The 15274-nt window shown below is 28.7% G+C and carries 14 protein-coding genes and 1 tRNA gene; 6 read left to right on the plus strand and 9 right to left on the minus strand.

The features are described 5' to 3' along the window. Positions 1-13: 13 nt before the first annotated feature. On the minus strand, positions 14-586 hold the full coding sequence (locus tag FBF22_RS04845; RefSeq protein ID WP_002859197.1) for a hypothetical protein: 573 nt from the start codon (positions 584-586) through the stop codon (positions 14-16). A gap of 94 nt (positions 587-680) precedes the next feature. Continuing rightward, the gene (locus FBF22_RS04850) at positions 681-1778 is read right to left on the minus strand and encodes a YeiH family protein (protein ID WP_002853043.1); all 1098 of its coding nucleotides are present in this window, start codon (positions 1776-1778) and stop codon (positions 681-683) included. A gap of 112 nt (positions 1779-1890) precedes the next feature. On the opposite strand from FBF22_RS04850, the gene FBF22_RS04855 reads away from it, so the two are divergent. Then, complete coding sequence (locus FBF22_RS04855) at positions 1891-2772, plus strand: LysR family transcriptional regulator (protein ID WP_002852976.1); 882 nt, start codon at positions 1891-1893, stop codon at positions 2770-2772. Between the two features lie 79 nt (positions 2773-2851). Continuing rightward, positions 2852-4720: an RNA polymerase sigma factor RpoD gene (gene rpoD / locus FBF22_RS04860; protein ID WP_002852997.1), complete on the plus strand. Its 1869-nt coding sequence runs from the start codon at positions 2852-2854 to the stop codon at positions 4718-4720. Between the two features lie 15 nt (positions 4721-4735). On the opposite strand, the gene FBF22_RS04865 is transcribed toward rpoD, so the two are convergent. Together FBF22_RS04865 and FBF22_RS04870 are read right to left on the minus strand one after the other, a co-directional pair. After that, a complete protein-coding gene (locus tag FBF22_RS04865; RefSeq protein ID WP_002852934.1) occupies positions 4736-5248 on the minus strand; it encodes a histidine phosphatase family protein in 513 nt (170 codons plus the stop codon). Next, entirely contained in the window at positions 5245-5763 is a 519-nt protein-coding gene (locus FBF22_RS04870) for a rhomboid family intramembrane serine protease (RefSeq protein ID WP_004307669.1), read from the minus strand. Before FBF22_RS04870 ends, FBF22_RS04865 begins: the two co-directional genes overlap by 4 nt. Before the next feature lie 98 nt (positions 5764-5861). Between FBF22_RS04870 and FBF22_RS04875 the strand changes: the two genes are divergently transcribed. Continuing rightward, positions 5862-6278, plus strand: coding sequence for a PepSY-like domain-containing protein (locus FBF22_RS04875; RefSeq protein WP_002853001.1), 417 nt, complete (start codon positions 5862-5864; stop codon positions 6276-6278). Positions 6279-6286: 8 nt separating this feature from the next. On the opposite strand, the gene FBF22_RS04880 is transcribed toward FBF22_RS04875, so the two are convergent. From FBF22_RS04880 to FBF22_RS04900, 5 genes are read right to left on the minus strand one after another with little or no spacing between them, the layout of a single operon-like run. Beyond that, positions 6287-7903 (minus strand): ATP-dependent metallopeptidase FtsH/Yme1/Tma family protein, encoded by a 1617-nt coding sequence (locus tag FBF22_RS04880; RefSeq protein WP_002852990.1) that lies wholly within the window; start codon positions 7901-7903, stop codon positions 6287-6289. 3 nt (positions 7904-7906) lie between these two features. Further along, positions 7907-9157 (minus strand): tRNA (N(6)-L-threonylcarbamoyladenosine(37)-C(2))-methylthiotransferase MtaB, encoded by a 1251-nt coding sequence (gene mtaB / locus FBF22_RS04885; protein WP_002858158.1) that lies wholly within the window; start codon positions 9155-9157, stop codon positions 7907-7909. Further along, entirely contained in the window at positions 9154-10725 is a 1572-nt protein-coding gene (locus tag FBF22_RS04890) for a mechanosensitive ion channel domain-containing protein (protein WP_002852957.1), read from the minus strand. Before FBF22_RS04890 ends, mtaB begins: the two co-directional genes overlap by 4 nt. After that, positions 10722-11777, minus strand: a complete 1056-nt coding sequence (gene aroB, locus FBF22_RS04895; protein WP_004307668.1) for a 3-dehydroquinate synthase — start codon at positions 11775-11777, stop codon at positions 10722-10724. Before aroB ends, FBF22_RS04890 begins: the two co-directional genes overlap by 4 nt. Positions 11778-11822: 45 nt before the next feature. Continuing rightward, on the minus strand, positions 11823-13223 hold the full coding sequence (locus FBF22_RS04900; RefSeq protein ID WP_002857878.1) for a COG3400 family protein: 1401 nt from the start codon (positions 13221-13223) through the stop codon (positions 11823-11825). 29 nt (positions 13224-13252) lie between these two features. Here FBF22_RS04900 and tgt point away from each other — a divergent pair, with 29 nt between their 5' ends. From tgt to FBF22_RS04915, 3 genes are all read left to right on the plus strand, one after another. Next, complete coding sequence (gene tgt, locus FBF22_RS04905) at positions 13253-14374, plus strand: tRNA guanosine(34) transglycosylase Tgt (protein ID WP_002853029.1); 1122 nt, start codon at positions 13253-13255, stop codon at positions 14372-14374. Between the two features lies 1 nt (position 14375). After that, entirely contained in the window at positions 14376-15143 is a 768-nt protein-coding gene (locus FBF22_RS04910; RefSeq protein ID WP_002912988.1) for a magnesium transporter CorA family protein, read from the plus strand. Positions 15144-15195: 52 nt separating this feature from the next. Continuing rightward, a tRNA-Arg gene (locus tag FBF22_RS04915) sits at positions 15196-15272 on the plus strand. Positions 15273-15274: the final 2 nt, after the last annotated feature.

Raw genomic sequence — 15274 nt, forward strand, 5'->3', positions numbered from 1 at the left:
CTAAGGCTACTTTTTATTCTGCTAAATCAGCATTAAAACTGATATCCACTAAAGGCCAAGAAATTCCACCATGTCCTGCAGCAACATCGCTTAATGCTTTTAATGCTTTAGAACCATTTTTAAAAGTATGCAAATCAAGTTGTCCTTTAGCTTCAAATTTATTATCTTTGATGGTATAAGTTAAAGGTACAATAGTACTTTTTTTATCCATAGTAATTTTTGCTGAAATAACGCCTTTATTTTCACCCGCAATCACATCTTGAAAAACAACTTTAATATCCGTATCTCCCAATAAAGCAGGGAAAAATACTTTTGTGATATTATTGGTTATAATATCATTGCCTTCACCCATAAAAGCATTGCTTGGCTTTATGGTAGCTTTAGCGCCTTTAAGATAACTTGCCAAATCCTTTATATTTTTAGAAAATTTATATTCTACATTTTTAAATTCACCTTTTGTTCCTATCATATCTTTAGTTTTATATCCTTCAAAAGAAACCTTTAAACTATCTTCTTTAAAAGATACAGCACTTAAAGCCGAAGCTAACAAGCAAGAACTTAAAACACTTACAAGAATTTTTTTCATCTTTATTCCTTTTTAATAAATTTAATTAATGAATTAAATTATATTCTTAGTTGATTAATAAAATAAAATTTTCTAAAATAAAAAATAATTTTTATTACCAAAGTATACCTTTAAAAGCTAAGGTTAAAAAATATCCTCCAAAAATCAAAACAAGCCCTAAAACAAAAGCCAAGCCAAATACCCTAGAGCCACTTTTTAAAAATTTTTTAAAGTCAATTTGCAAGCCTAAAGCTGCCATAGCAAAAACGATACATAAAGTACAAAGTGTTTTACCTAAAGAGATGATATCGCTCGTAGCAATACCTAAAATACTTTCTTTGCTTGCTAAATAAGTATTTAAAACTATCATGCCTAAAAATGCAAAAGCAAAATAAGGTATAGTGATACTTTTTGCAGTTTTTCCACTGCTTGAATGTTGATTTTTAGCGAAAAAATAAGTCACTATAAGCAAAAAAGGCACAAGTAAAATCACTCTCATCATTTTTATAATCACTGCAACATTAGAAGCACCTTGCTCAAATCCTGCCATATCCTTTGCCATTTCAGCAGCACCTGCGACATTTGCCACCTCATGCAACGTAGCTCCCATAAAAACACCCATAGCATTTTGATCAAAAAAAGGAAAAAGATTTAAAGAAAAAGCTATGGGATATAAGAACATAAATACAAGTCCAAAAATCACCACCGTACCTACAGCTAAAATTCCCTTAAAAGGATCACTTTTCAAACTTGACTCTAGTGCTAAAACCGCTGCCGCACCGCAAATCGCACTTCCAGCTCCAACAAGCATAGAAGTTTCTTTATCGAGTTTAAAAATTTTCGTTCCCACAAATAAAGCAATAATAAAAACAAAAAATATCACTATAGCAGAAAGCAAAAATCCTTTCAATCCTACACTTAAAAGCTCAGTTAAAGTGATATTAAAACCATATAAAACAATGCCAAGTCTTAAAAGTTTTTTCGCACTAAAATGCACTCCGGCTTGAAAATGATGTTGGTATTTAAAAAACCAAGGAGAAAGCAACACTCCTATGATAATAGCAAAAGCAGTCGCTGCTAAATGAGTGGTATCTTTGATACTTTGAACACTAGAAAGATACATAGCAAAAATCACTATACAAGCAGTAAAAAGCAAACCCTTAAAATTTGATCGCACTATAGCCACGCTATGTGCTAAAAAACTTGTTTTCATTTATTTTCCTTTTTGTAAATTTTGTGTTATTATATTTTTTTTATTAAAATTATAGAAATATATTATTTTAATTTTTATAATAAATTTTTTTTATTAAATAAAGGAATCACTCATGAAAATCAAAGATATAGAAATATTTTTAGATCTTTTAAACACTCAAAGTCCAACTCATACAGCCAACAATTTTTCCATAACTCAACCTAATGTTTCAATAGTAATTAAAAATTTAGAAAATAAATTTGATGGCATTTTATTTGAAAGACTTGGAAAAAAACTCTTACCTACACCAAAAGCTTTAGAACTAGGAAAAAATTGGTTAAAAATTATACAAGCCTACTACCAAAGCTTAGAAAAATTAAACGACGAAAGTATGCTCTTAGGGGAAATAAAAATAGCCTCAACTCAAAGCATTTCTGAACATTTTTTAGCTCCTATTTTATTTGATTTTAAGGCAGAATTTAAAAACATAGAAATTCGCTCTCAAACGCAGAATTCAAAAGAATGTTTAAATTTACTAAAAAACGGAAATATAGAATTTGCAATCATTGAAGCAGAACTTGATCCAGCTTTAGTGGAGTATGAAAATTTAGAAATAAATTTTTGGCAAGATGATGAACTTATAGTAGCTACAAGTGATAAAAAACTCAATGAAAAAGAATTTTATATCGATGAACTTTTGGAACAAAAGTGGATTTTAAGAGAAGTAGGCTCAGGCTTAAGGGATAAATTTTTAAACGAAATTGGTGCAAGCTCAAAAAAACTTAATATTTTTCTTGAACTTGATAGAATGGCTGCGATTAAAGAACTTGTTTTACAAAAAAAAGCAATCTCTATTTTTTCCAAAAAAAGCATAGAAAAAGAATTAAAAAATTCAACACTTTATGAAATTAAATTAAAAAATATCGACCTAAAGCGTAAATTTTATACCTTAAAAAGAAAAAATTATAATTTTAACAGAGCTTTAGAAAAATTTGAAAAAATATTCAAATCATAAACATAATAACCGATTTATATAGAAAGTTAAGCAATTTTTAGATAAAATCCAAAGCTTATATAAATTTCAAGGATAATCAATGAACGCCAAAACTCAAGAAGCTGAATTAGAAGAATTATTTCAAGAAAATGCAAAAGATTATATCACATATGAAAAATTGGTAAAATATCTTACAAAACAACCAAGTGCATCAACCACTAAAAAAGTGCAAGCATTAATGAAAAAACACAAAGTGCAACTTTTTTCAGCAGCTGAAATTGCACAAATGAAAAACATAGAAGATGCAAAAAGACTTCAAGAAGAAAAACAAAAACTCCAAGATACAAGCCTTGAGAACGAATTTGATTTAGCCAATGAAAACGATTTATTAGAATGGAGCAGATCAGACTCTCCTGTTCGTATGTATTTAAGAGAAATGGGACAAATTGCTTTATTAAACAAAGATGAAGAAATTGAAATTTCCAAAAAAATAGAACTTGGCGAAGATATTATCATTGATGCTTTTTGTTCTGTACCTTATTTGATAGATTTTATTTTAGATTATAAAGAACCTTTAATAAACAGAGAAAGAAGGGTAAAAGAACTATTTAAAAGCTTTGACGATGAAGAAAAAAGTGATGACAAACTTGATGAACTTGATATAGATGAAGATGAAGAAAACGAAACAGAATTAGAATCAGATGAAGAAAATACTAAAAAAAACAGCAAAAAAGAAGATGAAAGAACTTTAAAAGTTATAGAAAAATTTAAAGCTCTAGAAAAAGCTAAAAAAGATTGGCTAAAAACATCCAAAGACAAAGAAAGCGGAGATGAACTTTTAGATAAATTAAGCATTGCGTTCAAAAAAAATATTTTAAAAGAAAAATTAATGGATCTAGGCCCTACTTCAAAACTTATTAGCGAAATCGTAAAATCAATGGAAACTGCACTAAAAAGTGATGAAGAATTTGACAAAGAACTTAAGCGTTTAGAATACCGCTTACCTATGTTTTCTGATGAACTTAAAAAACGCCATGCAGATATTTTAAAAGATATTACAAAATTGAGCAAAGAAGAAATCACAGAGCGAGCTTTAGAAACAACCATGGTAAGCACTTATATGGAAATTAAAAAACTATTTCAAACTAAAGAAGCCAGTGAAAAAAGCTTTGATCTTGAAAAATCACGCTTAAAAGAAATTTTGGAGCAAATTAAACGCGGTAAAAAAATCTCTGATGAAGCAAAAGGAAGAATGGCAAAATCAAACTTGCGCCTTGTTGTAAGCATAGCTAAACGCTACACAAATCGTGGTCTGCCTTTCTTAGACCTTATCCAAGAAGGAAATATAGGTTTGATGAAAGCTGTGGATAAATTTGAATACAAAAGGGGTTATAAATTTTCCACTTATGCAACTTGGTGGATCAGGCAAGCTATTTCAAGGGCTATAGCTGATCAAGCAAGAACCATAAGAATTCCAATCCATATGATAGAAACCATCAATCAAATTAACAAAATTATCCGCGAACATCTACAAAAAGATGGAAAAGAACCTGATGTCAGTGTTATAGCTAAAGAAGTAGGTTTAAGCGTAGATAAGGTTAAACAAGTTATTAAAATCACAAAAGAACCAATTTCTCTTGAAGCTCCAATAGGAAATGAAGATGATGGTAAATTTGGAGATTTTGTTGAAGATAGAAATTCACTTTCTCCAATGGATCATATCTTAAAGGATGATTTAAAAGAACAAATTGATGAAGTTTTAGATCAATTAAACGATAGAGAAAAAGCGGTAATTCGTATGCGTTTTGGTTTAATGGATGATGAAAGTGATAGAACTTTAGAGGAAATTGGAAAGGAACTTAATGTCACTCGAGAAAGAGTGAGACAAATAGAAAGCTCAGCTATAAAAAAACTCAAACACCCTAAAGTAGGAAGAAAACTAAAAAATTATATAGAAGGTTGGAAGTAAGAGTCAATCTCCTTACTAAAAACCCAGATCTTTTTCTTCTTTTAACTTGCGTACATGTTCAAAAAAAACTAATTTTCCGCTATGTTTTTTTAAATTTTTAAATTCCTTAATATCAAATTCTAAACACAAGATAGAAGAAGTTGGAAAAGAAGCTAAACATAGCGAACTTAATAACTCTCCAAGCTCCATTAAACTAGGATTATGACCCACTAAAAATACTTCATTAAACTCATCATCAATATCTTGCAGAATTTTTAGCAAATTTTCAACATTGCAAAGATACAATCTTTCATCAAAACAAATTCTATTTTTATCAAAATTATAAAATTTGGCTATTTTTTTCGCTGTTTTAGCGGTTCTAACAGCAGGACTTGATAGCACCAAATCAGGATGAATTTCATGCGAAGCAAGATTTTTAAAAAGTTTTTTTAAATCTTCCTTTCCACTCTTAGTAAGTTTTCTTTCAAAATCATCGATGTCTTCACTCTTACTTGCTTTTGCATGTCTTATAATATAAATTTTTTTCATTTTACCTCTTTTATTTTAGCTAAAATATAACCACACATAAACCCGAAAATATGACCATACCAAGCAACATTTACCCCCATAAGCAATGGCACAAAACTCATAAGTAAAATTACCACTATAAGTCCTTTTGTGCTATTTTTATCAATAACAGCATAAAAGCCCATTAAAACACAAATTGCACCACTAGCGCCTATGACATTTATATTTTCTCCAAAATATTTAAAATCAAAATACACATAAAAAACACTTAAAAGTGAGCACAACAATCCGCCAATAAAATAAATAAAAATAAAACACAAAGCACCCAAATAAGTTTCTAACATACGCCCAAATTGAAACAAAACTATCATATTTAATATAAGATGAGTTAAATTTCCATGTAAAAACATTGAACTTAAAAGCTGCCAATAAGCTCCATTAAAAAATAAAATATTCAAACCAAGGATATTGTAATAATCATAAGAAATCAAAAAATAACATAAAATATTTAAAAAAATTAAAAAAAATGTAAGCAAAATATAAAACCTTTATTTTTTATAATATTGTCTTAAAATTCACATAAAATTCACATAAATTCTTTACAATTTTACTAAAAAATAATTTAGGAAAAATATTGAAAATTAAATTTTTAAATATTATTACTATTTTAAGCTTATCTTTAAATGCTGATATAATAATTTCTGCTGATAATTTACCGAATGTTTCTAAAGAATTTTTACAACATAATTTCAAAGCGCCTATAGGGATCGTGCAAAAAGACAAAAATTCCTATGAAGTCTATCTTAGCGATGGAACAGAGCTTGAATTTGATATAGATGGAGCTTGGAAGGAAATTGAAAATAAAGCCTTTCCTTTTGATCTAGATTTTTTACCTCAAAATTTAGCCAATATCATCAAAAACGAATTTCCAAATACAAAAGCTAGAGAAATTGAAAGAAAAATCAACCATTATAAGATTAAACTTGATAACGATATAAAAATTCTTATAGATTTTAATGGAACTATCTTATATAAAGAATTTGATGATTAAACATATCATCAAACCTGCATTATATCTTTAACATCGTCATATTCTATCTTTTCTTTTTCAAGCAAAAGCTCTGATAATTTTAAAATTTTATCCTTCATAGAATTTAAAAATTCATCCATTTCTTTTTTTTGTTCACTTAAATTTGACTCTTTCAACATATCAAAACTCAACATATAATCAAGCAATTCTTTAATCTTTAAAAAATCATCTTGCGAGTTAGTATAACTTTCATTGTAAATCAATCTCATGGCTCTAGAACCAGCCAAATAAACTTTTATACGATTGATAAGCTCTGATTTTGATCTTATATTATGCTCATATTCTTTAAAACGATCTTCAATGAGAGTGATTTTTTCAAATCCTATGTCAAAATAATACGCACTCAAAGCTTTTGCAGCTTGATAAGTGGCTTGAATTTTCTTCTCTTCATTATTAAAACTTAAAATCTTTTTCTTACCTAAAAGAACTTTATTTAATACAGCATAAAAATCGCTTTCCTCAACTAAAGCACTATTTCTTCTTAAAGCATTAATTGCTGCTTCATTGACCAAAGTTTCAAGCCCTGCTCCACTAAAACCTACGCTTGCTTTAGCGATTTTATTTAAATTGATATTATTGTTTTTATCTTTCATATAAATTTCTAAAATTTTAAGTCTATCCTTAAAATCAGGCAAAGATAAAAAAATTCTCCTATCAAAACGCCCCGAACGCAATAAAGCAGGATCCATAAGTTCGATTTTATTTGTCGCAGCTATAACTATAACCCCGCTATTGTCCTCAAAACCATCCATTTGAGTTAAAAGTTGATTTAAAGTGCTATCTCTTTCAACATTTGACATTTCTCCTCTTGCCTTACCTACGGCATCTATTTCATCAATAAAAACTATGCTAGGCGCCATCATTTTAGCTTTTGAAAAAAGCTCTCTAACTCTTTTTGCACCCATACCTACATAAATTTCAACAAAACTTGAACCACTTTGATAAAAAAATGGCACCCCTGCTTCTCCTGCAACTGCTTTTGCTATCAATGTTTTTCCTACACCAGGTGGGCCTACCATTAAAACACCTTTTGGCATTTTTACACCAAATTCTTTATATTTTTTAGGATTTTGTAAAAAATCCACAAGTTCGCTTAGCTCCATTTTAACTTCATCAACACCTGCTACATCATTAAAAGTAATATTTGAAATCACAGGTTTTATATGGGAACTTTCTAAATTTATATTTGAATTTTGAGCTTGAGTGTGATTTTGATTCTTATTTGATATTGGATATTTAGCCAACTCTTTTTTACGAGCAAAATAACCAAGACTTATAAAAAGTGCGATAATAAAAATAAGTAAAACAAAAAACACCCAAAGCGTATTATCTTTTTTAACCTCTACGGGAACTTTTGATAAAAGTGTTTTTATATCTATGCCATCTTTTATAATTACGTAATTTTCACCTTCTGCCTTAAGCCAAATTTCGTCTTTATCAATCACAGCTTTTTGGATTAAATTTTGGCTTAATAGACTTTGATAAAGATTTTCATCTATATATTTAGGTTCATTTTTAAAATATAAAATTCCCAAAAGCATACATAAAACCATAAAAGATGCTAAAATTATCTTTTTATTTTTCATTATCTAGCCTTTTAAATTTGTAAAGTTAGACTTTTCTTGTACTTCATATTCAGATATAACGATCCATTCTTTAGCTATATCTTTATCACTTTTAATTTTGATCTTATTAAAAAACTGATCATAACCCTCAAAAAAACCATCTTTTTGATTTTCTACCAAAACTTCAAGTGAAACTTGATTTTTTTTCCTAAATTCATAATTATTTTTTTCTACTATGGATTTTAAAGTGTTTAGCCTTTCTTTAGCTAAAGTTCCATTTATCACATCTTTCATGGTAGCAGAATGCGTGTTGTTTCTAGGGCTAAAAATAAAAGCATGGATATGAGTGAGTGGAAATTCTTTAAAATTTCTTAAAGCTTCTTGCCATAGCTCTTCACTCTCGCCTGGATGAGCTACTATAAAATCCGTCCCTAAAGCATATCCTTTGCTTGCTATAGTATTAAAAAGCTTTAAATCATTATCCGTATGTGATCTTCTTCTCATTATACGAAGCATTTTTTCACTTGTATGTTGCAATGCAATATGCAAATGCCTTTCAAGCCAAGCTTCATCTAAGATTTCTAAAAAACTTTCATCAAGCTGTGCAGGTTCTAAACTACCTAGCCTTATGCGTTTTATACCTAAAATTTGTCCCATTTTTTGCAAAAGCTTGCCTAGGGTTGTGCCATTTTTAAGCCCATATGAACCTATATTAGTCCCTGTTAAAACAATTTCACTATAACCATTAGCTCCCAAAATTTCAACCTGTTTTAAAAGAGCTTTTTCATCCACACTTCTTGATTTTCCCCTCACGCTAGGAATAATACAATAAGAACAAGCAAAATCACAACCTTCTTGAATTTTCACAAAAGCTTTGGTATGATTTTCATACTCACAAACTATATCTTTATCAATAAAATTTAAATTTCCAAGTTCATAAAAACTTGTCTTTGCTCCTAAAAATTCATTGATTTTATCTTTATTTGACGCTCCAAGCACTCCAAAAACTTGCTTTTTATCTAAAAGCTCCTTACCTTTGCTTACAGCACCACAACCTGTAAGTATAACTTTAATGCCTTTTTTTTGCATGGTATTTACATAAGACTTTATCCCGCTATCAGCTCCATTTGTAACCGTGCAAGAATTTACAACGATAATTTGTGCTTTATTCTCATCATTTATAATCTCATAATCTTTTACATAACTTTTTAAAAGCTCTGTATCATAAATATTTGTGCGACACCCAAAGGTTTTAAAAAAAACTTTTTCTTTCAATCCTTATTCCTTGCATGAAAATACATATTTTCATGATGTTGTTCAAAATGATTTTGATTTAAATTTCCTAAATATAAATTTTGCGATGGATAAGCAATTTTTATATCTTTATGCTTATTAAATTCTTTTATAATCTCTTTGCTAATCGTACTTCTTAATACCAAAGCCGCATAAGCATTAGTCATATACCATGCAGAAATTCTCATTCCCCAATGTTCAAAAAACATAAAAAACCTTGGCTCCACTTTAGGATTTTTAATACTATATTCATGTTGTAAACGAGCTATATTTTTTCTAGCAAGCTCAGTATAACCTTTGGCATGGCGTGTAACAATATTTTCCACAATTTCTTGAGCTTTGTCAAGATTGCTATCAAAAGTAACACTTATATCAATGCCATCAAGCACGGTTTTCATACCATGATGGGTATAATTAGCAAGCAAATTTGTAAAAACATAGTTATTAGGAATAAATATAATACGCCCACTACGACGATTTTTATTATAAGTTTCAAGCGTAAGCTCTTCATAAAGAGTAATGCGTAAAAAAGAAATGTCTATAATATCTCCTATATAGGTAGTATCATTTTGAAAAACTTTTACACGATCCCCTACTCTAAAACTTCCGCCAAAAATAATCACACACCATCCAAGCATAGACATAAACATATCTTTCATAGCAATAGCTAAGCCCGCAGAGGCAAAACCAAGTATAGTTACAAGATAAGTAATATTTTCTATATAAGCAAAGAGCAAAATAAGAAAAATAATATTTATATTAATAAAATTAATAATCTTCGTAGCAGTATAATATCTTTCACTATCCTTAATGTATTTTTTAGCAATAAATTTCAACATAAAAGCTATAGCTATAACAATAACAATAGCAACAAGTATATTTACAGCCCTTAAGCTTTGAACTTTAATCTCAGCACTTACTCGAGAAAGCTCTTCATCAATTTTTTTCTCATAAACAGAATAAGAAACACTAGCAAAATTTAAAGCTTGCTCAAATTCTTCCAGCTTTTTATCCGAAGCTTTTAAAGCTTCTATATTCTCAACACTTGGTTTAAGCTCAACTAATTCCTTAAGTTCTGAGTTTTTTTCCCTGATTTTATCTACTAAATTTTTAAAATCATTAAATTTAAATATATACTCTTCCTTTTCTCCTTTTAATTTCTTAATATGAGAAAAAGCTCCTATAATAGCCAAAGGATTAGTAAGCTTAGATAAAGTTTCTATATTATCAGGGGCACTAAGACTTTGTGCAAAATTTAAATCTTTATATTCTTTAAGCAAGTTCAATTGCTCTTCTAAATTTGCTATCTTGCGTTTAAGTTCTTCTTGTTGGTGAATATCGGAAGTCTTTTTTAAATTAAGATTTAAAATGATTAATTCATCATTTATATCTTGATATTTTATAAAATTTTCATAACGTATATTCCAAATACTAGCACTGATTACAGTATTTAAAGTATTAATTTTCTCATTTATATTATTAATAATAGTCCGATTTACATCACCAAAAGCAAAAACAACAAAAAAGGTTAAAATAATAATTTTTTTCATTGGAATTCTCTTAAAGTTGCAATTATATCTTCTTTAGAAATATCACCTTTTATCAAACCCTTACCCAAAGGACTAGCAAGAACAAAATTGATTTTTTTATTAGAGCTTTTTTTATCCATGAAAAAAGCTTCATAAAATTCATCTACATTGTTGATTTTATATGATATTGGCAAACCGAATTTAAGTAAAATATCTTTTATTCTTTGACTTTGCATTTTATCCAAAAGCCCTAAATTTAAAGCCAATTGATTTGCCATAACCATACCTATAGCCACCGCTTCTCCGTGTAAATAAAGCTTATAATCTGTAAAATTTTCTATAACATGAGCAAAAGTATGACCATAATTTAAAAGCATTCTAAGCCTTGATTCTTTTTCATCTTGTTCAACAACCCTTGATTTAAGCTCTATGCTTTTTGCTATAATCTGAGTAAAAATTTCATTCTCACAAGTAGCATTTAAGAAACTTTTTTCATCAATTTTTTCTATAAAATCAAGTATACTATAATCAAACATTACTGCCATTTTAATAAATTCAGCCATGCCTGCAGCAAGTTCTCTAGAGCTCAAAGTCTTTAAAAAAAAACTCTCACAATATACAGCTTTAGGTTGATAAAAAGTGCCAATAAGATTTTTACCAAAATTATTATTAACACCTGTTTTTCCACCTACTGCTGCATCAACACAAGCTAAAAGTGTAGTAGGAATATTTATAAAATCAATACCTCTTTGATAAATACTAGCAGCAAATCCGCCCATATCACTAATCACGCCACCACCAAAACTTATAAGTACGCTTTTTCTATCCAATTTAGAATTAAACATTTGGTTTAAAATTTCTTCCATGGTGCTTAAATTTTTATATTCTTCACCATCTTTCACAGTGGCAATAAAAATTTCTTTTGCCTTAATTTTAGAAAGTAATGTTTTCAAATGAAGACCTGAAATCTTAGGATTTGAAAGTATAAAAACCTTACTATCAAATTCTAATTCTTCAAGTTCATCAATATAAACCTTATAAGCATTTTCTTTTAACTTAACTTCTACTTGCATTGAACTACTCTTTTTGCATTTATTTTATCACATTTAATTAATTATTTATTCTACTGGTATGAAAAGTTGGTAATTTTGTCTCATTTTGTAATAATGCCTATTTAAATTTGTACTTAAATTTCTGGCAAAATCTCTATTTAGTAATTCTTTTTGAAAACTCACAAATTGTAACAAATCTTCGCGATATTGCAAATTTAAAAGAGGGTTTTCATCATTTTTATTAATAATTTGTATATTTTTATCATAAAGCTTAGATAAACTTCTAAAATACTCCTCCATATCTGTAGTATTTTGAGAATTTGGATTATAATAATATAAAATAACTCCAAAATCAAGCTGTTTACTTAAATCAGTAATGACATTTGCATTGTTTTCAAGTTCACTCTCATCAGCACTTAAAATAATCGCTTCTTTAAGCTCATCAAAAGAAGCTTCACCCACCTTCATAATAGGAATTTTTAAATCAAAAAAAGCTTGTTTTTCTTTCTCAAAATTTTTTATATCAGTTACAACTAATCCTATATCATTATTTTGCAACCACATGGAAATTTGTTTAAAATCCGTGTTGAAATAATCAAAAAACACACCTTCTTTATCCTCAGAAAGTTTTTTTAATTTTTCATACATTACCCCTAATTTAGGATTGATAACATGTATAAAAAATCTTTTTGCATTGCTTTTTTGAGTTAATTTTAAAGTAGTATCAAGCACTCTTTCTTGCATATTTTGATTCATATTTTTCATATCAATTAAAGCAAAAACATTACTTCCAAAAGGCATAGGAAATTGCCCTGCTTTGCCTCTTATATTATGAAAAATACTTTGTAAAACAACAGGATCCCCAACGATCAAAATGCTATCATTTGGCTCTAGAACAAAAGATGGTTTTACAAAATAAATTTTAGAATTTCTATAAATAAGGACTATGCGCCACCTTTTTTGTTGTATTGAACTTATGTGCCTATAAGCAAAAATAGACCCTGCTGGAATTTTTACTTCCATAATCTCTCCAACTCCAAGTCCTATATACTGAGCTGTTAAAGCAATATCTGGTAAAAAATCCATAAATCTACGGCTTAAAGTCATTCTAGCATCAGCTAAATTTGCATGAGTATCATTAACACTTAACCCCCAAAAATCCATTATTTCTATTTCTAAATTTGGATTTAAAGAACGCAAAGCCTCATAACTTTTTTTAGTTTCAAATTCATCTTGCATATAAATAAAAGCCTGTTTAAAATCCTTACTCATAATATTTTCAAGACGCGCTGTGCTTGTAGGATCAAAATAATGCAAGTCAATATACTCACTAGAAATATTTAAGTTATTTTTTTCACTATTTTGACACACTACTGTAAAAAAGTAACCTAAGCCTTTTTCAAAACAAAGCCTTTCTAAGAAATGCTTTGCTAAAATACCATCTATTATAATTAAAATATTATTCATTTTAAACTCCAAAAAGGAAATTATAACAAATGGAATTTAAATTAAAGCATAAAGATGGAATGGCAAGGGTTTGTGAAATCACTACCGCACACAGCACTTTTTTAACCCCTGTTTTTATGCCTGTTGGCACAGTAGGAGCGGTTAAAAGTCTTGATGCTAATGATATGAAAAATGAGCTTGATGCAAAAATTATTTTAGCAAATACCTATCACATGTACTTGCGTCCAACTTCCAAAGTAGTAAAAGATTTTGGAGGTTTACATGGATTTACGAAATTTGATAGAAGTTTTTTAACCGATAGTGGTGGTTTTCAAGCTTTTTCTTTAAGTAAAAATTCCAAACATTTTAATGAAGGCATAGAATTTAAAAGTCACATTGATGGAAGTCGTCATCTTTTTACTCCAAAAAGTGTTTTAGATACTCAATATGATTTTAATTCTGATATTATGATGATTTTAGATGATTTAGTAGCCCTACCCGCAACCAAAGAAAGGGTTAAAATTTCTGTTGATCGCACTATACTTTGGGCAAAAGAGGCTATTACTTATCATAAAAATATGCAAAATAAAGGTATAGGTATAGGGCAAAATATTTTTGGTATTATCCAAGGTGGTACAGATTATGAAGAAAGAAAGCGTTGCGCTTTAAGTTTAAATGAAATGCCATTTGATGGTTTAGCTATAGGTGGGCTTAGCGTGGGCGAAGAAAACGCCTTGATGTACGAAACAGTCCAAAACTTAAACCCTTATCTAGATGAAAATCGTCCAAGATATTTAATGGGCGTAGGAACGCCTGAAGATTTAGTAGAAAATGTTGAGCGAGGAGTAGATATGTTTGACTGTGTGATGCCAACTAGAAATGCAAGAAATGGAACATTTTTCACAAGTTTTGGAAAATTTAATATCAAAAAAGCAGAATTTATCAACGATCATGAAGTTATAGATTCTACTTGCTCATGTTATACTTGTCGTAATTTTTCAAGGGGTTATTTAAACCATCTTTTTAAAGCTAAAGAACTTACTTTTTTTCGTTTGGCAAGTCTGCACAATCTACATTATTATCTTGAACTTGCAAGAAAGATGCGTGAAGCAATTTTGAACAATTCTTTTACGCAATTTAAAAGAAATTTTTATCACTTAAGAGGCAAATAAAATGCTAGAACTACACGAAAATCTAAAAAAAATCCTACAAGCAAAGAATTTAGAAACTTTTTATAGTGAAATTTATGGACAAAAAATTTTTGTTTATGTGGGATTAAATTTGGAAACTTGGCTTTTTAACGATGAAAAAATTTATAAACTTCAAGATGGAGAATTTAAGCTTTCTAGCATAGAAGAATTTTCAAATTTTATTAAATCCATTTTAGAAGATTTTAAAGTACAAAATACTCATTTTCAAAACCTTTTAGAACACAAAGAAGGTATTATCTTAAAAGGTGGTTTTGTTAAAAATTTTTACAAAAAATCCTTTGTGTTAAGACAAAAAATCAACAAAAATCTAAAGCAAATTAATCTTCTAAGCGAAGCTTTCAATCTTTTGCTTAGTGAACAAGCACAATATAAAAAACATTTAAAAATTTTAAATTTATCCATCAGCATCTTAAGTAAAAACACCAAAGAACATCTAGCAAGAGTTGATACTCTTTATACATTAACAAATGCAATTAAAAATGAAAAAATGAATAAAAGTATTTATCTTTTAAGTATACTTTCTTCTATTTTCTTGCCTTTAAATTTGATCGTAGGATTTTTTGGAATGAATACTAATAATCTTTTTTTCAAAGATAGCCCTTATGGTACACTTTATATTTTTTCTTTGATTTGCTGTATTTTGATTGTAGGTTTTATATTTTATTATTCAAAAAAGACTAAAGAATTTGATTTAGATGAAGGTAAAAAAGCTAAAAAACAAACAAAATAAGCAAAATTTTGCTTATTTTAAGAATATTTATATATAATTTTAACTTATTTTTGCGCTCATAGCTCAGCTGGATAGAGCATTTGATTGCGGTTCAAAAGGCCAGAGGTTCGAATCCTCTTGAGCGCACCATA

It is taken from the genome of Campylobacter sp. CFSAN093260 (genome assembly GCF_012890095.1).
Taxonomy (GTDB): domain Bacteria; phylum Campylobacterota; class Campylobacteria; order Campylobacterales; family Campylobacteraceae; genus Campylobacter_D; species Campylobacter_D jejuni.